This is a genomic window from Phenylobacterium immobile (ATCC 35973) (assembly GCF_001375595.1).
In the GTDB taxonomy this organism is placed as follows: Bacteria; Pseudomonadota; Alphaproteobacteria; order Caulobacterales; family Caulobacteraceae; genus Phenylobacterium; species Phenylobacterium immobile.
The window spans coordinates 2,232,786-2,250,293 of the sequence record NZ_CVJQ01000001.1 but is presented as its reverse complement, the minus strand read 5'-3'; the positions used below and the strand labels follow the sequence as shown (position 1 = coordinate 2,250,293).

The 17,508-nt window shown below is 66.1% G+C and carries 19 protein-coding genes and 1 pseudogene; 8 read left to right on the top strand and 12 right to left on the bottom strand.

The genetic code is table 11. From position 1 onward, the window contains the following. Positions 1 to 8: 8 nt before the first annotated feature. A complete protein-coding gene (locus tag BN1313_RS11050) occupies positions 9 to 674 on the top strand; it encodes a DUF1345 domain-containing protein (protein ID WP_091740377.1) in 666 nt (221 codons plus the stop codon). A 90-nt stretch (positions 675 to 764) separates the two neighbouring features. On the opposite strand, the gene BN1313_RS16895 is transcribed toward BN1313_RS11050, so the two are convergent. Both BN1313_RS16895 and BN1313_RS16890 read right to left on the bottom strand, forming a co-directional pair. Then, positions 765 to 965: a cold-shock protein gene (locus tag BN1313_RS16895; RefSeq protein WP_245620231.1), complete on the bottom strand. Its 201-nt coding sequence runs from the start codon at positions 963 to 965 to the stop codon at positions 765 to 767. Positions 966 to 1,115: 150 nt separating this feature from the next. Beyond that, a pseudogene (locus tag BN1313_RS16890) lies at positions 1,116 to 1,313 on the bottom strand (cold-shock protein); the annotation flags it as partial. A gap of 136 nt (positions 1,314 to 1,449) precedes the next feature. Between BN1313_RS16890 and BN1313_RS11040 the strand changes: the two are divergent. Next, complete coding sequence (locus tag BN1313_RS11040) at positions 1,450 to 2,076, top strand: LOG family protein (RefSeq protein ID WP_091740372.1); 627 nt, start codon at positions 1,450 to 1,452, stop codon at positions 2,074 to 2,076. Positions 2,077 to 2,135: 59 nt separating this feature from the next. Then, complete coding sequence (locus BN1313_RS11035) at positions 2,136 to 2,354, top strand: hypothetical protein (protein WP_091740369.1); 219 nt, start codon at positions 2,136 to 2,138, stop codon at positions 2,352 to 2,354. A gap of 11 nt (positions 2,355 to 2,365) precedes the next feature. Here BN1313_RS11035 and BN1313_RS11030 read toward each other — a convergent pair whose 3' ends face one another. Further along, a complete protein-coding gene (locus BN1313_RS11030; RefSeq protein WP_176695978.1) occupies positions 2,366 to 3,031 on the bottom strand; it encodes a permease in 666 nt (221 codons plus the stop codon). Positions 3,032 to 3,275: 244 nt separating this feature from the next. Here BN1313_RS11030 and recA point away from each other — a divergent pair, with 244 nt between their 5' ends. Continuing rightward, a complete protein-coding gene (recA, locus tag BN1313_RS11025; RefSeq protein ID WP_091740362.1) occupies positions 3,276 to 4,343 on the top strand; it encodes a recombinase RecA in 1,068 nt (355 codons plus the stop codon). A 151-nt stretch (positions 4,344 to 4,494) separates the two neighbouring features. Then, positions 4,495 to 7,146, top strand: a complete 2,652-nt coding sequence (gene alaS, locus BN1313_RS11020; protein ID WP_091740359.1) for an alanine--tRNA ligase — start codon at positions 4,495 to 4,497, stop codon at positions 7,144 to 7,146. A gap of 28 nt (positions 7,147 to 7,174) precedes the next feature. On the opposite strand, the gene BN1313_RS11015 is transcribed toward alaS, so the two are convergent. From BN1313_RS11015 to bla, 3 genes are all read right to left on the bottom strand, one after another. Beyond that, complete coding sequence (locus BN1313_RS11015) at positions 7,175 to 7,564, bottom strand: VOC family protein (RefSeq protein ID WP_091740356.1); 390 nt, start codon at positions 7,562 to 7,564, stop codon at positions 7,175 to 7,177. A 79-nt stretch (positions 7,565 to 7,643) separates the two neighbouring features. Beyond that, on the bottom strand, positions 7,644 to 8,861 hold the full coding sequence (locus BN1313_RS11010; RefSeq protein WP_091740353.1) for an NADP-dependent isocitrate dehydrogenase: 1,218 nt from the start codon (positions 8,859 to 8,861) through the stop codon (positions 7,644 to 7,646). Between the two features lie 85 nt (positions 8,862 to 8,946). Next, entirely contained in the window at positions 8,947 to 9,900 is a 954-nt protein-coding gene (bla, locus tag BN1313_RS11005; protein ID WP_245620167.1) for a class A beta-lactamase, read from the bottom strand. A gap of 103 nt (positions 9,901 to 10,003) precedes the next feature. Between bla and BN1313_RS11000 the strand changes: the two genes are divergently transcribed. The 3 genes from BN1313_RS11000 (at position 10,004) to rpsD (ending at position 12,624) form a co-directional block, all read left to right on the top strand. Further along, positions 10,004 to 10,792 carry an RNA methyltransferase gene (locus tag BN1313_RS11000; RefSeq protein ID WP_091740348.1) on the top strand — a complete coding sequence of 263 codons (789 nt, stop codon included), beginning with the start codon at positions 10,004 to 10,006 and terminating at the stop codon, positions 10,790 to 10,792. Next, the gene (locus tag BN1313_RS10995) at positions 10,789 to 11,859 is read left to right on the top strand and encodes an NAD(P)H-dependent flavin oxidoreductase (RefSeq protein WP_091740345.1); all 1,071 of its coding nucleotides are present in this window, start codon (positions 10,789 to 10,791) and stop codon (positions 11,857 to 11,859) included. The genes BN1313_RS11000 and BN1313_RS10995 overlap by 4 nt, the downstream gene beginning before the upstream one ends. A gap of 147 nt (positions 11,860 to 12,006) precedes the next feature. Beyond that, positions 12,007 to 12,624, top strand: a complete 618-nt coding sequence (gene rpsD / locus BN1313_RS10990) for a 30S ribosomal protein S4 (protein WP_091740342.1) — start codon at positions 12,007 to 12,009, stop codon at positions 12,622 to 12,624. Positions 12,625 to 12,723: 99 nt separating this feature from the next. On the opposite strand, the gene BN1313_RS10985 is transcribed toward rpsD, so the two are convergent. The 6 genes from BN1313_RS10985 to purL form a co-directional block, all read right to left on the bottom strand. Next, entirely contained in the window at positions 12,724 to 13,830 is a 1,107-nt protein-coding gene (locus tag BN1313_RS10985) for a mechanosensitive ion channel family protein (RefSeq protein WP_091740339.1), read from the bottom strand. Positions 13,831 to 13,877: 47 nt separating this feature from the next. Next, entirely contained in the window at positions 13,878 to 14,234 is a 357-nt protein-coding gene (gene grxD, locus BN1313_RS10980; protein ID WP_091740335.1) for a Grx4 family monothiol glutaredoxin, read from the bottom strand. A gap of 77 nt (positions 14,235 to 14,311) precedes the next feature. After that, positions 14,312 to 14,548: a BolA family protein gene (locus BN1313_RS10975; RefSeq protein ID WP_091740332.1), complete on the bottom strand. Its 237-nt coding sequence runs from the start codon at positions 14,546 to 14,548 to the stop codon at positions 14,312 to 14,314. An 83-nt stretch (positions 14,549 to 14,631) separates the two neighbouring features. Next, a complete protein-coding gene (locus BN1313_RS10970) occupies positions 14,632 to 15,054 on the bottom strand; it encodes a DUF3597 family protein (RefSeq protein ID WP_091740328.1) in 423 nt (140 codons plus the stop codon). Between the two features lie 98 nt (positions 15,055 to 15,152). Next, positions 15,153 to 15,311: a VOC family protein gene (locus BN1313_RS16310; RefSeq protein WP_141653125.1), complete on the bottom strand. Its 159-nt coding sequence runs from the start codon at positions 15,309 to 15,311 to the stop codon at positions 15,153 to 15,155. Between the two features lie 4 nt (positions 15,312 to 15,315). Then, positions 15,316 to 17,505, bottom strand: a complete 2,190-nt coding sequence (gene purL / locus BN1313_RS10965) for a phosphoribosylformylglycinamidine synthase subunit PurL (RefSeq protein WP_091740325.1) — start codon at positions 17,503 to 17,505, stop codon at positions 15,316 to 15,318. Between the last annotated feature and the right edge of the window lie 3 nt (positions 17,506 to 17,508).

The following is a 17,508-nucleotide window of genomic DNA, read 5'->3' as shown; positions in this document are numbered from 1 at the left end:
CTCGCGCGATGCCGACGCCATCTGCGATGCTAAGGGGAAGGCCCAGGCTTTGGATATCGCTGGGACTCGGCCTGTTCGCAGGACTGGGGGTCAAGCTGGCGTGGCCGGGCCTGCAGGCGCCGGCGATTTTCGCCATCGGCTGGGACGTGGCCTGCGTCGCCTTCATCGGCCTGCTTCTCCCGAGGCTGGCGTTCAGCCAGCCTGATGCGATCCGCCGAAACGCCGCCCAGGATGACGAGGGCCGCGGTCTGATCCTGGGGCTGATGACAGCCGCGGCGGCGGTGAGCGTGGCGGCGGTGGCCAATGAGCTATTCTTCGCCAAGGTGGATCACGGCGTCCTGCGCGCCGCCCATGTGGTCTTCGCCTTTGCGACGGTGGTGTTGTCCTGGACGGTGATGCAGCTGATCTTCGCCCTGCACTACGCCCACGAATACTACGGCGCGGGCGAGGGCGGCGGCGACGCCGGCGGCTTGAATTTTCCGGGCGGCGAGGAGCCCGATTACTGGGATTTCGTCCACTTCTCGGTGGTGATCGGTGTGGCGTCGCAGACCGCTGACATCAGCTTCACCGGCAAGGCGCTGCGCCGGGTCGGCACGATGCATAGCCTGGTGGCCTTCGTCTTCAACACCCTGATCGTGGCCCTGACAATCAATCTGGTGGCCAGCCTGTTCTAGGCCAACGCACCCAAGCAACAGGGCATGACAAAGCCCGCGCGCATCGCAGAGACGCACGCGGGCCTTATCCGATAGAGACGTCGCGGGTGTTTAGCCGGTGACGCGCAGGTTGGTCGCAGAGGTCTTGCCGCTGCGACGGTCCTGCTCGAGGTCGAAGGAGACCGTTTGGCCTTCGTTCAGACCACGCAAGCCAGCTTGTTCGACCGCCGAGATGTGCACAAACACATCCTGGCCGCCGCCGTCCGGCTGGATGAAGCCGAAGCCCTTGGCGGGGTTGAACCACTTCACCACGCCAGCGCCGGAACCAGCCGCATCGCCACGGGGGGCGAAATCACGCGGCGGACGATCGAAACCGCCGCTGCGCGGACGGTCGAAACCGCCACGATCACCGCCGCCGCCGCCGCGCGGACGCGAAGGCGCTTCACCCTGGCCGGTGACGACCAGTTGGCCAGCCGACAGCTTGCCGGACCGACGGTCCTGCTCCAGCTCGTACTGAACCTGATCGCCTTCATTCAGGCCACGAAGGCCCGCCTGTTCGACTGCAGAAATGTGGACGAAGACGTCGGAACCGCCGTCGTCCGGTTGCACAAACCCAAAACCCTTAGCGGTATTGAACCACTTGACCGTGCCGCTCGCCATTCGAGTGCCCTAGATAGAAGTCGAAGATCGCACCGAGAGTCGGCGCAGCAGCCCTGAGTTGGGCGTGCATTGCAATTATGTAGCTGGCGAATTGCGACTAGGCCAGCCGCGTGATGGGCGGTCGCTGAATCGTGCGATGATCGACAACCGGCCCCGGCAGGTTCAACATGCCTGCGTGAACAGTATTTGCGTCTATTGCGGGTCCTCCATCGGGACCGATCCGGCCTTCCTGGCGGAGGCCGTGCGCGCAGGAACCCTGATCGCCGAGCAGGGGCTGACCCTCATCTATGGCGGCGGCAAGGTCGGGCTGATGGGGGCGGTCGCTGACGCCGCCTTGGCCGCCGGCGGCAAGGTGGTGGGGGTGATGCCGGCCGATCTGGTGAGCCAGGAGATCGCCCACACCGGCGTGACCGAGCTCAAGGTCGTCAACTCCATGCATGAGCGCAAATGGGCCATGGCCGAGCTAGGCGACGGCTTCCTGTGCCTGCCGGGCGGCGCCGGCACCCTGGAAGAGGTGTTCGAGCAGTGGACCTGGGCCATGCTCGGCTTCCATTCCAAGCCCTGCGGCTTCGTCAATGTGAACGGCTATTACGAGCCCTTGCGCGCCACCGTCGAACAGATGTGCGACAAGGGCTTTCTCGCCCGCCCGTACGGCGAGATGTTGATCTATGCGGACACGACCGCCGCTGCGATCGACGCGTTTCGCGCCTATGTTCCACCGCCGCCGAAGTGGGGCGTGACGGCCGTCGAGCAACGCTACTGATTTCGGCGAACCCGGTGCAAAGTTGCGAATTCTAGTCCTGTCGGGGCTGGAGGACGCGCATGACCCTTTCACAAGAACAATTGGAAAAGCTGTGCCTGCACAGCGCCTTCGGCCTGCATCTGGTGGCCAAGTGGATGGCCGGCCGCGACGATGTCGATCCTGAGATCCGGGAACGCCTGAGCGTTCACATCACCGCTATCGAGGGCGTATTGATGAAGACCGGTCACGACTGGATCGAGACAGAGATCAACGCGACAGAAACCGCGCTCCAGGCCTGAGCGTCCCGCCCTTAGAACAGGGCAAGAGGAATGAGCAGCAGCTCAAGGTAGAATAGCGCTCGGAGTAGGGCCCAAACGGCGGTCCACGCCGCGCGCGGCCATGACAGAGAGAGTTCCTGGCGAAACCAGCGGGTCTGGGTCACCAGGAACCACGCGGTTCCCGCCAGCATGAGCACGCCGCCGAAGACATTGGGAATGTCCTGACGCTGGAAGATCGCGACGCCCAGGCCGACGACGATGGCGCAGGGGGCGGCGAGATAGCACTGGGCGAAGAACGGCGGCTTCAGGGTCGACCTCGAGAGCTTCACACGCTGGCGCCGCAGGAGGGTGACAGCCGCCACCAGCGGAATGAGGCTGAAGACCAGGCCGCGAAACAGCATCAGGTTCTGCGGGGAGGCTTCGACCAACCCCATAAGGTGCGACGAAGCGGTCAGGCTCTGATGATGCAGAGCCTGACCGACGGCGTTGACGAGCAGCACCGTGATCAGCAGCAACAGGGGCGGCGACAGCGCCGCGTCGTACTCCGTGTCGTCGTCCGAGTGAGCGGTCAGTTCGGCATCGGAATAGCGCATGGTGGCCAGGGGCCGCGTCAGGATCCGCCACAGCGTCAGCGGGTAGAAGACCAGCCAGGAAATGACCTCGAAGAGAATCTCTTCGAGGCTCCGCAGAAGCTTCATGAAATCCACGGTCTGGCGCTCTTCTGTTGGCTCGCGGCCCAGTTCGCCACAGCTTTGGTTCGCGGCCAAGCTCATGGTGCGGAATGAGCTTGCGCTGACTCGCGGATGAGAACATGTTGCGAACAGAGAACAAAACACGTACGACCGATTTTGGCGGCGCGCGATGCTCTCTAGGTGCGGACGGACCGGTCGGCGAATAGGCGTCGGCCTGGCGGAATCGTGGGATAGAGGGGCCTTGAAGCAAATGAGTCAGGCGGCGTTGAAACTCGTGGGCAAGGAAGACGGCGACAAGCAACGGGCGCTCGAAGCGGCGCTCTCCCAAATTGATCGGGCCTTCGGCAAGGGCTCGGTGATGAAGCTGGGCGACAAGGGCAAGATCGTCGAGATCGAAAGCGTCTCGACCGGCTCCCTCGGCCTGGACATGGCGCTGGGCATCGGCGGCCTGCCGAAGGGCCGGATCGTCGAGATCTACGGTCCGGAAAGCTCAGGCAAGACGACGCTCGCGCTGCATGTGGTGGCGGAGGTCCAGAAGGCCGGCGGCGTCGCCGCCTTCGTCGACGCCGAGCACGCGCTCGATCCGTCCTATGCGCACAAGCTGGGCGTGAACCTGGATGACCTCCTGGTCGCCCAGCCTGACACCGGCGAGCAGGCGCTGGAGATCACCGACACCCTGGTGCGCTCCGGCGCGGTCGACATCATCGTCATCGACTCGGTCGCGGCGCTGACGCCCCGGGCGGAAATCGAAGGCGAGATGGGCGACAGCCTGCCGGGCTTGCAGGCGCGGCTGATGAGCCAGGCGTTGCGCAAGCTGACCGCGTCGATCTCCAAGACCCACACCCTGGTCATTTTCATCAACCAGATCCGCATGAAGATCGGCGTGATGTACGGCAGCCCGGAGACGACGACGGGCGGCAATGCGCTGAAGTTCTACGCCTCCGTTCGCCTGGACATCCGCCGCACCGGCTCGGTGAAGCTGCGCGACGAGATCGTCGGCAACAACGTCCGGGTGAAGGTCGTCAAGAACAAGGTCGCCCCGCCGTTCCGCGAGGTCGAGTTCGACATCATGTACGGCCAGGGCATTTCCAAGCTGGGCGAGATCATCGACCTGGGCGTGAAAGCCGGCGTGGTCGAGAAGTCGGGGTCTTGGTTCTCCTACAACAGCCAACGGATCGGCCAGGGCCGCGACAATGTGCGGGAGTTCCTCAAGGCCAACCCGGACATGGCCAATGACATCGAACGCGCCGTCCGCGGCGCCAAGGCCGCCATCGAGGAAGAACTGCTGGTCGGCCCGACCGAGGAAGACGACGTCTGAACCCATCGCCTGGGACGATGAACTTGAAGGCGGCGTCTCCCGGGCGCCGCCTTTTCCTTTGAAGTCCCTTTTTCTTTGGAGCGGGCGGCCAAGTTTCGTAAACCGGGCGGGCTTCCTAAGTTGTGCTAGCGCCTGTCTTGAGACCTGACCAATGCCGAGCCTGAACGAAATCCGCAGCCACTTCCTGAGCTACTTCCAGGGCCAGGGCCACACCATCGCGCCGTCGGCTCCCCTGGTGCCGCAGAACGACCCGACGCTGCTGTTCGTCAACGCCGGTATGGTGCCCTTCAAGAACTATTTCACCGGGGCTGAGACCCCGCCCTACCCGCGCGCGGCCTCGTCGCAGAAGTCGGTGCGCGCCGGCGGCAAACACAACGACTTGGACAATGTCGGCTACACGGCGCGCCACCACACCTTCTTCGAGATGCTGGGGAATTTCTCGTTCGGCGACTACTTCAAGGAAGCCGCGATCAGCCATGCCTGGACGCTGCTGACCAAGGAGTTCGGCCTTCAGCCCGAGAAGCTGCTGGTCACCGTCTACCATGACGACGACGAGGCTCATCGTCTGTGGAAGAAGATCGCCGGCCTGTCCGACGACAAGATCATCCGCATCGCCACATCCGACAACTTCTGGTCGATGGGCGACACCGGTCCCTGCGGTCCATGCTCTGAGATTTTCTACGACCACGGCGCGCATATCCCCGGCGGCCCGCCCGGCAGTCCGGACGAGGATGGCGACCGCTTCGTCGAGATCTGGAACCTGGTGTTCATGCAGTACGAGCAGTTCGCCAGCGGCGAGCGCACGTCCCTGCCCAAGCCGTCGATCGACACGGGCATGGGCCTGGAGCGGGTCTCGGCGGTGTTGCAGGGCGTGCACGACAACTACGATATCGATCTCTTCAAGACCCTGATCGGCGCGTCGCGGGCTCTCACGGGCGAGAACGGGGCGCTGGAACATGCTCCTTCGCACCGGGTGATCGCCGATCACCTGCGGTCGTCCAGCTTCCTGATCGCTGATGGGGTGACCCCGTCGAACGAAGGCCGTGGTTATGTACTGCGCCGGATCATGCGCCGCGCCATGCGCCATGCGCACCTGCTGGGCGCGGCCGATCCCCTGATGCACCGCCTCGCGCCCGTCCTCGTCGCGGAGATGGGCGAGGCCTATCCGGAACTGCGCCGCGCCGAACCGGCGATCGTCGACACTCTGCGCCAGGAGGAAGAACGCTTCCGCCGCACCCTGGGCCGCGGCATGAGCCTGCTCGACGAGGCGACGGGCGGCCTGATCGAAGGCGGCGTGCTGTCGGGCGAGACCGCGTTCAAGCTCTATGACACCTACGGCTTCCCGTTGGACCTGACGCAGGACGCGGTGCGTGCGCGCGGACTAACCGTCGACCTCGCCGCCTTCGATGCGGCCATGACGCGGCAACGCGAACAGGCGCGCGAGGCCTGGAGCGGCTCGGGCCAGAGTGCTGCGGCCGGCGAATGGTTCGCCATCCGCGAGCGCCTCGGCCAGACCCAGTTCGAAGGCTATGAGACGGTCGAAAATTCGGCCGAACTGCTGGCGCTTGTCGCCGATGGCGGAGAGATCGACGAGGCCGAGGCCGGCCAGACGGTGCAGGCGCTGTTCGACCGTACGCCCTTCTATGCGGAAAGCGGCGGCCAAGCCGGCGACCAGGGCGAGGCCGAATGGCCGGGCGGCCGCGCCGTCGTTCTCGACACCCAGAAGCATGCCGGCGACCTGCATGTGCATACGCTGAAGATCACCGAGGGCCGCCTCGCGCCCGGCGCGCGGGTGCGCCTTGCCGTTGACGCCGACCGCCGCCTGACGACGCGATCCAATCACTCCGCCGCCCACCTGCTGCACGCCGCGCTGCGCAATGTGCTGGGCCCGCACGTCACCCAGAAGGGCCAGATGGTCGATGGCGAACGCATGCGCTTCGACTTCAGCCACGGCCAGCCGCTGACGCCGGGTGAGATTGACCGCATCGAGGCCGAGGTGAACGCGGTGATCCGCCAGAACCTGCCGGCGGAGACCAAGCAGATGGCGCCCGCCGAGGCGATCGAGGCCGGCGCCATGGCGCTGTTCGGCGAAAAGTACGGGGATAGCGTGCGCGTCTTGACCCTGGGCCGGGACCTGGCCGGCGACGGCGCCTATTCGGTGGAGTTGTGCGGCGGCACCCACGTGGCCCGCACCGGCGATATCGCCCTCTTCAAGATTGTCTCCGAGCAGGGCGTGGCCGCTGGCGTGCGGCGGATCGAGGCCCTGACCGGCGAGGCGGCGCGCCGCTTCCTGCTGGACCAGGCCGCGGTCGCCAAGGCCCTGGCGGAGCAGTTCAAGACACCCGTATCGGAAGTCCTGGGCCGCGTGGACGCTCTGGAGGCGCAGCGGCGCAAACTGGAGAAGGACTTGGCGGATGTTCGCCGCCAGCTCGCGATGGGCGGAACCGGCGGTCAGGCCGCGGCGGGACCTGAAGAGATCGCCGGGGTGGCGGTCCTGGCGCGCGTCATGGACGGCGTCGGCGGCAAGGAATTGCGGCCGATCATCGAGCAGTATCGCAAACAGGCGCCCGACGGCGTCATCGCTCTGGTCGGCGTGATCGATGGCAAGGCGGCTGTGGCCGTGGCGGTTACGGGTGCGGCGCAAGACCGCTTCAATGCGGCGGAATTGGCCAAGGCCGCGGTGATCGCCATGGGTGGCCAGGGCGCCGGCGGCAAGCCGGACTTCGCCCAGGGCGGCGCGCCGGATGGGTCGAAGGCGGCGGACGGGGTTGCGGCGGTCAAGGCGGCGATCGCCGCCGCCTGAGCGAGCCGTCCGAAGCTCGCCGGCGAGTTCAGCTCTGCGTGTAGACGCAGATCTTGTTGCCGGTCGGATCGCGCAGGTAGACGGCGTAGTAACCGCGCACGGCGGTCGTGCTGCGATAGCCCGGTTCGCCGCCATCGGTCATGGTCCCGCCACTCTCCAGGCCCGCGAGATGGGCGGCGTTGACCTTCTCTATATTATCCGCCCGAAAGCTGATCATCACGCCGTTGCCGGGCGTCGCCGGCTGGCCGTTGTACGGGGGGCAGCAGACGCCGATGCTGGGGGAGTCCGGCTTGCCGTAGAACGCCCAACCGCCTTCCATGGCGCCCCGGTTAAACCCGAGCGGCGCGATCACGGAGTCGTAGAAGGCGCAGGCCTTCTCAAGATCAAGCGCACCTAGCGTCAGGTAGCCGACGGTCATTCACCAAGCCCTCAAGAAAACGCCGACCGAGATTAACACTCGACCGGCGTCCTTCAACGAACCTTGTTTGACCGGGCGTTTAGGCCGCAGCCATCGCCTTTTGCAGGTTGGTCGCGACCGCTTCGAGGAAGCCTTCGGTCGAAACCCAGGACTGATCGGCGCCGACCAGCAGGGCCAAATCCTTGGTCATGACGCCGCTTTCGACGGTGTCGACGCAGACTTTTTCCAGGGTCTTGGCGAAGCGGTCGAGTTCGGGATTGTTGTCGAGCTTGGCGCGGTGTTCGAGGCCACGGGTCCAGGCGAAGATCGACGCGATCGAATTGGTCGAGGTCGCTTCGCCCTTCTGGTGCTGGCGGTAGTGGCGGGTGACGGTGCCGTGGGCGGCTTCCGCCTCCATGATCTTGCCGTCCGGGGTGACCAGCACCGAGGTCATCAGGCCCAGCGAGCCGAAGCCTTGGGCCACGATGTCGGACTGCACATCGCCGTCATAGTTCTTGCAGGCCCAGACATAGCCGCCCGACCACTTCAGCGCCGAGGCGACCATGTCGTCGATCAGGCGGTGCTCGTAGGTCAGGCCCTTGGCCTTGAACTCGGCGGCGTAGTCGGCGTCGAACACTTCCTGGAAAATGTCCTTGAAGCGGCCGTCGTAGGCTTTGAGGATCGTGTTCTTCGTCGACATGTAGACCGGGTAGTTCCGGCTCAAGCCGTAGGCGAAGGAGGCGTGGGCGAAGTCGCGGATCGAGTCGTCCAGGTTGTACATGGCCATGGCCACGCCCGAACCCGGGCTTTGGAACACTTCGTGCTCGATCACCTGGCCGTCTTCACCGACGAACTTGATGGTCAGCGTACCCTTGCCGGGGAACAGGAAGTCGGTGGCGCGGTATTGGTCGCCGAAGGCGTGGCGGCCGATGATGATCGGCTGGGTCCAGCCCGGCACCAGGCGCGGCACATTCTTGCAGATGATCGGCTCGCGGAAGATCACGCCACCCAGGATGTTGCGGATGGTGCCGTTCGGCGACTTCCACATTTTCTTGAGGTTGAATTCCTTCACCCGGGCTTCATCAGGGGTGATGGTGGCGCACTTCACGGCCACGCCGTGCTTCTTGGTGGCCTCGGCCGCGTCGATCGTCACCTGGTCGTTGGTGGCGTCGCGGTGCTCCATGCCCAGGTCATAGTAGTCGAGTTCGATGTCCAGGAAGGGGAAGATCAGGGTGTCTTTGATCTGCTTCCAGATGATCCGGGTCATTTCATCGCCGTCGATGTCGACGACCGGATTGGCGACTTTGATCTTGCTCATGGCGCGAGGGCTCCCCCGAATTGGTGGCGTTTTGGGCTAAGGGCGTATAGCCGCCGCACGCCCGCACGCAAAGGCCGGAGAGACGTTAGCCGAGACTTTTGATCATGCCACGGCCCAGTTCGGCGATGGCGGCGTCGCGGGCGTCATCGTCCAGGCTCGCACCTGAGAGGAAGACGGCCGCCGCATAGCGCCGGCCATCGGCCAGGGTGATCAATCCGACGTCGTTGGTCGCCGCGTTCAATCCCTGCTCGGTCCAGGAAGATCCGGTTTTATGCAGCAGACTTGCGCCGGCGGGCATGGCGGCTGCGAGCCGGCTCGTCACGCGCCCGCCGGTCATCATGGCGAACAGCCGTTCACGCACGACCGGGCCGATGATCAGCCCGTCGTCCAGCTTGTAGAGGAAGTCGAGCATGCCGCGCGGCGTGGCGGTGTCGCGTGGATCGGACAGATATCGGACGACCGCCGACCGCCGCGCCGCCGGGTCGATGGCGTTCTTGGCGGCCAGGAACTTCTCGCGCCCACGCCAAGCCTCGCGGAATGAGTCCATGCCGAAGAACTCGGTCTGCAGCTGGCGCTCGTAGCGATCAATGCGCAGCTCCGTCACGCCCTTGTCGACCAGCCAGGCGGTCACGGCGCCTGGGCCGCCGATCCGGCGCATCAGCATGTCGGCGGCGGTGTTGTCGCTGTCGCGCACCGCGGCGTTCAGCATCTCGGCCACCGTGTAGTCCGCGCGCCCGGGCCAGGCGTCCGCGATCGGGGAATAGGGCGGCGACAGGTCTTCCGGCCGCACGACGAGCCGTTCGTCCAGGGTCAGACGGCCCGCTTCAATTTCGGCCAGCACGGCTGCGGCGAGGGGCAGCTTGAAGACGCTCTGCATCGGAAAGGGCCGATCGCCGTTGAACGCCCAGCTCTGACCATTCTCAAGATTCATCAGGCCCGCCCCCAGGACCCCGGGCGCCACCCGCCGGCTGATATCCTCCGCCGCACGGTTCAAGGCGGTCATCTCAAGGGCTGGCGTCTCCGACGTGGTGTCCCGCATCGGCCTCTCGCAAGCCGCCAACAGCCCTGCGGCTGCGCCGAGCGCGAAGAGATTTCGTCGGCTAAGCCTTGCGTCGCGGGCCTGCGGGGTTTGAAAAGGCGCCATGGCCGAAGCCTTGCTCGCGAAACCTGTCGTAATCCTGAACGCCCCGCAATTGGCGCATAACATTGGCGCGGTGGCGCGGGTGATGGCGAACTTCGGTCTAGAGACCCTGCGCCTGGTCAATCCACGGGACGGCTGGCCGCAGGAGCAGGCGTGGGCTTCGGCCTCCGGCGCCGACTGGCCGTTGGATGGGGCCAACGTCTTCGAGAACGTCGGCGATGCGGTCGCCGACTTGCAGCTGGTGTTCGCCACCACAGCCAGGCCGCGCGAATTGCAGATGCCGGTGATCACGCCCCGTCAGGCGGCGAGCGAATTGACGCAGGGTCTTGGCCAAGGTCTGAGCGTCGGCCTGCTGTTTGGCGGTGAGCGCGCGGGGCTGGAGACGGCCGACATCGCGCTCTGTCAGGCGGTGGTGACCATTCCGATCGATCCGAAGTTCCGCTCTTTGAATCTGGCCCAGGCCGTGGCGATCACCGCCTATGAGCTGCGCCTGCTGGAGCTGGACGCCCCGCCCCCGGCCTTCCGCGAGGGGCCAGCGCCGGCGGATGGCGCGGCGATGATGGGTCTGTTCCAACACCTGGAAGGTGAGCTTGAGACCGCCGGCTTCTTCCATCCGCCGGAGAAGACGCCCTCGATGGTTCAGAACCTGCGCACGGCGCTTTCGCGGGCGCGATTCAGCGATCAGGAAGTGCGCACCCTGCGTGGCGTGGTCACCGCCTTATCGCGCGGCCGCGGCCGGGTGCTGGAGAAGATCGCCCGCCAGAAGGCTGAGAAGGCGGGCGAGGCATGAGCCTGAAGGCGCTGCTGGACACCCTGCCGATCCCGATCCTTCAGGCGCCGATGCTGGGGGTTTCGGACCATCGTCTGGCGCTGGCGGTCAGCGAGGCCGGCGGCATGGGCGCCTTCGCCGGCGCGGGTCTTGCGGGGGCTGACCTCGGTCCGGCGATCGCCGCCTTGAAGGCGCAGACCGAACGGCCCTTCAATGTGAACCTGCTGATCACCCGTCCAGTCGCGCCTGGCCAGGACGAGATCGACCTGGCGCTGGCGCGCCTTGCGCCCTGGTACGCCCAATCAGGCGCTCCGCTGCCTGAGATCCCAAACCAGTACGCTCCGGATTTCGAGGGGCAGTTCTCGGCGCTGATCCAGGCTGCGCCGCCCGTGGCCAGCTTCGCGTTCGATGTTCTGACGGCGGCGCAGGTTGCGGCCCTGCAAGCGGCGGGAACCTATGTGATCGGCACGGCGACGACGGTCGCGGAGGCGAAAGCCTGGGCCGAGGTGGGCGCCGATGGCGTCTGCGCCCAGGGTTATGAGGCGGGCGGCCACCGCGGCCACTTCCTGGCGGACGTCGGCGCCAGCCTCGTGGGCCTCCTGCCGCTGGTCGCGACGATCCGTGCGGTGATCGACCTGCCGGTGATCGCCGCGGGCGGGATCATGGATGGCCGCGGCGTGGCCGCGGTCCTGGCCCTGGGCGCGTCAGCCGCCCAAATGGGCACCGCCTTCTTGCTGAGCGACCAGGCGACGACGTCCTCGCCCTGGCGACAGGCGCTGGCGGCGGCGCCGGATGAGGCGACGCGGCTGACTCGGGCCTTCACCGGTCGACATGCCCGCGGGCTTGAGAACCGCTTCATGCGCGAAATGCGATCCGATGAGGATCTGGTCCCGGCCTATCCGGTGCAGAATCGCCTCACCCAGCCCCTGCGCGCGGCCAGCACTGCGGCAGGCGACCCGGAGCAGATTTCGCTGTGGGCGGGGCAGGGCGCACGGTTGGCGGCGACGGGCGACGCTGGCGCGCGCGTGCTGCGCTGGTGGGAAGAGGCGAAGGCGGCCTCATCTCAGCTCTCCGCGCGGCTAGGTTGACTCCTGAACGCGTCGCCGCCATAAACCGCGCCTCTCGCGACCGGGCCACCGGTCGTGGGTTTTATGACGGGTGATGCGAAGGCCGCCGTTGCGATTGCGCCTCTGACGTCTCAGAAGCGCCGGCTCGCGTCAAAGACGAGATGAACCATGTCTAAGCGCCAAGCTTCCAAGTACAAACTCGACCGCCGGATGGGCGAAAACATCTGGGGTCGCCCGAAGTCCCCGATCAACAACCGCGCCTACGGTCCTGGCCAGCACGGCCAACGCCGCAAGCAGAAGGTTTCGGACTTTGGCCTGCAGCTGCGCGCCAAGCAGAAGCTGAAGGGCTACTACGGCAACCTTACCGAGAAGCAGTTCTCGAAGACCTACGACGAAGCCGATCGTCGCAAGGGCAACACCGCTGAGAACCTGATCGGCCTGCTGGAATCGCGCCTGGACGCCATCGTCTATCGCTCGAAGTTTGTGCCGACCCCCTTCGCCGCCCGCCAGTTCGTCAACCACGGCCACGTGATGGTGAACGGCAAGCGCGTGAACATCCCGTCCTACCGCGTGAAGCCGGGCGACGTCGTCCAGGTCCGCGAACGCTCGCGCAACATGGCCCTGGTGCTGGAAGCCCTGCAGTCGTCGGAACGCGACACGCCGGACTACATCACCGTCGACGCCAAGGCGATGAGCGCCACCTACGTCCGCATCCCGGAGCTGGCCGAAGTGCCCTATCCGGTGAAGATGGAACCGAACCTCGTCATCGAATTCTACGCGTCGTAAGCGGCTTAGAATTCCAGGACTGCGAAAAGGGCGGTTGCTTCGGCAGCCGCCCTTTTTCTTTGCGGTCTTATCTCCCTTCTCTCGCCAGGGAGAAGGACCCTACTCCGGCGGCGCCGCGTCCGGCTCGGGCGGGGCGGCGTGGAACTCCACGCCCTTGCGGGGCAAGGCGTCTGGGATGGTGTCCTGGAGGAAGGTGATCATCTTCTCGCGAACGTCGAAGCGCAGATCGGCGAGCTGGCTGGCGTTGGCGGCGCTGACGAGGGCGCGGACCGTCATGACGTTTTCGCCGGCGGCGGTGACCTGCAGCTTGCCGATGCGCTTGTCCCAGACCTGGGACGCGCCGAGAATCCGCGCCAGTTCCTCGCGCAACTCGGCGACGGGGACGCGGTAGTCGACCATCAGTTCGACCTCGCCGATGAGCTCGGAGGTCTGGCGGGTCCAGTTCTCGAACGGCTTCTCCAGGAAGTACTTCAGCGGCACCACCAGGCGGCGAAGGTCCCAGAGCTTGATGACCACATAGGCGCTGGTGATCTCTTCGACGTGGCCGAACTGGCCCTCGACCTTCACCGCATCGTCGATGCGGATCGGCTGAGTGAAGGCGATTTGAACGCCGGCCATCATGTTGGAGAGAATTGGCTGGAGGGCGAGGCCGACGATGATGCCCGCTGCGCCGCCCGCGGCCAGCAGGCTGACGCCGAGTTGACGGACGCCGGGCACGGCGACAAGGGCGACGCCGGCGCTGATTACGATGATCATCGTGTCGGCCGAGCGCTGCAGGATACGCATTTGCGTCAGATGCTTGCGCGCCTGGAGGTTGTCGGCGTCATCCAACCGCAGACGGCGCAGATAGAGGTCGCCGGCGATCTCCACGGCCATCACCCCTGTCCAGCCGAGGAGGCCGACGAAGGTGATGAACAGCAGGCGCTTGAGATTGGTCTCGTAGCCATCGCTCAGCGGCGCGACGTGGGCGGCCCAGGTCAGCGCGGCGACGATCAAGGCCAGGCGCGCTGGACCCTCGCTGCGAACGACGAGTGATCGCCAGAAGGTGTCGAGTCCAGTGAGGCGCTTGCGCGCGAGCGACACGACCAGCCGGTGCAGGCCCAGTGCGATGCTGAGCGCGACCGCCACCAGCAGCAAGGTGACAAGCCAGTCCGGCGCCCAGGGCGCGTAGCCGCGCAGCGCCTCGCCGATACGATGGGAATTCATGCGTCTAGAACCGCGCTGCGGCGGTTGGGGTCAATCGGACGTTGGGCTCAGCTGGCTTCGGGGATCACGCCCTGCTCGTCGAGGAAGCTTTCGAGCTCACCGGTCTCGTACATTTCCTTGATGATGTCGCAGCCGCCGACGAACTCGCCCTTCACATAAAGCTGGGGAATCGTCGGCCAGTCGGAATAGGTCTTGATGCCGTCACGCAGCGGCTGTGATTGCAGCACGTCCACCCCAACGTATTCCGCGCCAAGCTGGTCCAGAATCTGCACGACCTGCGAGGAGAATCCGCACTTGGGCGCATCCGGGGAGCCCTTCATGAAGAGCACGACAGGATATTCACCCAGCGTCTTGGCGATGAAGCCGTGGACGGGATCGGTGGTGGTGGTCGCGGCGTCGCTCATCGGTATCGCCCCTCTCGGCGGAAATTCAGACCCAACAGCTAGGAAGCGCTGAGGCCCCGGTCAAGCGGGTCGCGCAATTAGGCCTTCGGCGTGGACGTTTCCAGCGCCAGGGCGTGCAGTTCCCCGCCGACACGGTCGCCCAGGGCGGCATAGACCAGTTGGTGTTGACGCACGCGGGGCAGGCCAGCGAAGCGGGTCGAGACGATCCTGGCCCGGTAATGGTCACCGTCGCCGGCGAGATCCTGAATCTCAATCTCGGCGTCAGGGAAGCCTTCACGCAGCACAGCTTCGAGATCGGTCTGGGACATCGGCATGGCGGGTCTCCTCTACGGAGCCGTCCATGGCGCCCCGAGCAGGGGGCCGTCAATGCGCCATCGGCGGCCGGTCGGCGCCGGCGTCAGCCGTAGAGGCTGTCCGGCACGATCCCACCGTTGTCGCGCAGTTTCTGCATGACCGCTCTGTGGAGGGCGGCGTTTTGTTCGGCGCTGTCCGGCTCGCCGGCGTGGATGTCCAGTTCTTCGGCCAGCGCCTGGCGGGCCTCAAGGCTCGTGTCGAGGCGCAGGAGGTCGAGCAGGTCGACGATGGAGGTCCGCCAGCCGTTGTCTTGGCCGCCGTTGAATTCGGCCAGGGCGGCCAGGTTGTCTTCGACGTTGACCGGCTTGCCGTCGCCCATCGGGATCACATCGGCTGGCGTGGCGGGCGCAAGTTCGGCGCGTTCGTGATTGAAGGCGCGCGGCTCCGCCGAGCGCACCGAGGATGGCGATGCGGCGTCGTGATCGCGGTGGAAGACCTTGTCCTTGATTTTGCTGAAGAGGCTCATGACTGGCGCTCGCTCCCTCGCCCGGTTTCTGGAAGCATGGGGCATCCGGGCGTTTCAGAGCCAACGAGGCGCCAAGCTCAAGGTTCCGAGTCGGCGCCTCAGGCCGGCGCCGATCGCCGCCCGCGCCGGCCCTGCCCGCCGCCTTGACCAGCAGCCACGCCGCCGACCCGGCGGTATGGCCTTAGCCCGAAGCTCTCGACATAGAACCGCTCCGCCGCGGGTAGATCGGGGACGTCGATGTTGAGCAGCAGCGACATGGGCCTAGGCCCCTAGCCACGCCGGCATCCACCCCTCATGGCTCTGCCGCAGGCGGTCGAGCGGCAGGTCGAAGAGTCCGCCGCCGGAAAGGCTGTGGCCGCCGGCCAGGCCAATGATGCGCGCCGGTACGCCGGCCTTTTCCGCGGCCTTCAGGATCGGCTGAGCGTCTTCGGCGGCGACCAGATAGCGAGCCTGGTCCTCGGCGAAGAGTTCTACGTGGCCCTGGATCGTCAGGCTCATGCCGACATTCGAGGCGAGCGCCATCTCGGCGGCCGCGGCGGCGAGCCCGCCGTCGGACAGATCGTGGACCACGCGCAGGTGGCCAGCGTGGATCAGGCTGCGGACCAGGTCCCCGGTCTTGCGCTCCAAAGCCAGGTCCACCGGCGGCGGAGCGCCGTCCTCGCGACCCATGATCTCGCGCAGGTACATGGAAGCGCCGAAGGCGCCAGGTGTGGCGCCGATCAGGACAATGGTGTCGTTGGCCTTCAGGCCGCCGAAGTCCGCCCGGATCGCGTAGTCTTCCAGCAGGCCGACGCCGCCGACGGTGGGGGTCGGCGGAATGGCCGCGCCATTGGTCTCGTTATAGAGGCTGACGTTGCCGCTCACGACGGGGAAGTCGAGCACGCGGCAGGCCTCGGCCATGCCGTCGATGGCGCGAACGATCTGGCCCATGATCTCAGGGCGTTCCGGGTTGCCGAAGTTCAGATTGTCGGTGATGGCGATCGGCGTCGCGCCGACGGCGGTCAGGTTGCGCCAGGCCTCCGCCACGGCCTGCTTGCCGCCCTCGTACGGGTCGTTCTGGACATAGCGCGGGGTGACGTCGGAACAGACGGCCAGCGCCTTCTTCGTTCCGTGCACACGCACGATGCCGGCGTCGGCGCCGGTCGCCGAATCCTCGAGCGTGTCGGCCATGACGTGGCGGTCGTACTGCTCCCAGATCCAGCGCTTGGAGGCCATGTCGGGCGCCGACATCAGGCGCACGATCGCGTCCGCATAGTCGACGGGGGCCGGCACGTCGTGGAGCTGTTCCTGCAGGACCGGCTGGATCCAGGGGCGATCATACAGTGGCGCGTCGTCGAACAGCGGCGCGAGCGGCACGTCGGCGACGACGGCGCCTCGGTGCTTGAGGACCAGATGGCCGGTGTCGGTGGTGATCCCAATGACGGCGGCGTCCAGGCCCCACTTTTCGAAGATGCGCTGGCCGTCGGCCTCGCGGCCCGGCTTCAGGATCGCCAGCATTCGCTCCTGGCTTTCTGAGAGCATCATCTCATAGGCGCTCATGTTCGCTTCGCGCTGCGGCACGGCGTCGAGATCGAGCTCGATGCCCACGCCGCCCTTGCCGGCCATCTCAACCGACGACGACGTCAAGCCTGCGGCGCCCATGTCTTGGATGGCGGCGACCGCGCCGGACGCCATCAGCTCCAGGGTCGCTTCGATCAGGAGCTTCTCGGCGAAGGGGTCGCCGACCTGGACGGTCGGGCGCTTCTCGTCGGAGGCGTCGTCGAACTCCTGGCTGGCCATGGTCGCGCCATGGATGCCGTCGCGGCCGGTCTTAGAGCCGAAGTAGACGACCGACAGGCCGGCGGCGGGCGCGGCGGAGTAGAAAATCTTGTCGGCGTCGGCCAGGCCCACGCACATGGCGTTGACCAGGATATTGCCGTCATAGCCGCGGTGGAAATTCGTCTCGCCCGCCACCGTTGGTACGCCGACACAGTTGCCATAGCCGGCGATGCCGGAGACGACGCCCGAGACCAGGCGCTTGGTCTTGGGGTGATCGGGCTGGCCGAAGCGCAGCGCGTTGAGGAGGGCCACTGGTCGCGCGCCCATGGTGAAGACGTCCCGCATGATGCCGCCGACGCCTGTCGCCGCGCCCTGGTAAGGCTCGATGTAGGAGGGATGGTTGTGGCTCTCCATCTTGAAGATGCAGGCCAATTTCGTCCCATCTGGCCCCTCGCCGATGTCGATGACGCCGGCGTTCTCGCCGGGCCCACAGATCACCTTAGGACCGGTGGTCGGGAACTTGCCGAGGTGCTTGCGGCTCGACTTATAGGAGCAGTGCTCCGACCACATGACCGAGAAGACGCCCAGCTCCAGGTGATTGGGCTCACGGCCGAGGCGTTGCAGGATCACCTGGAACTCGTCGGGCTTGAGGCCGTATTCGGCGGCCGATTCGGCGATCGTCTTGGTGCTCATGAT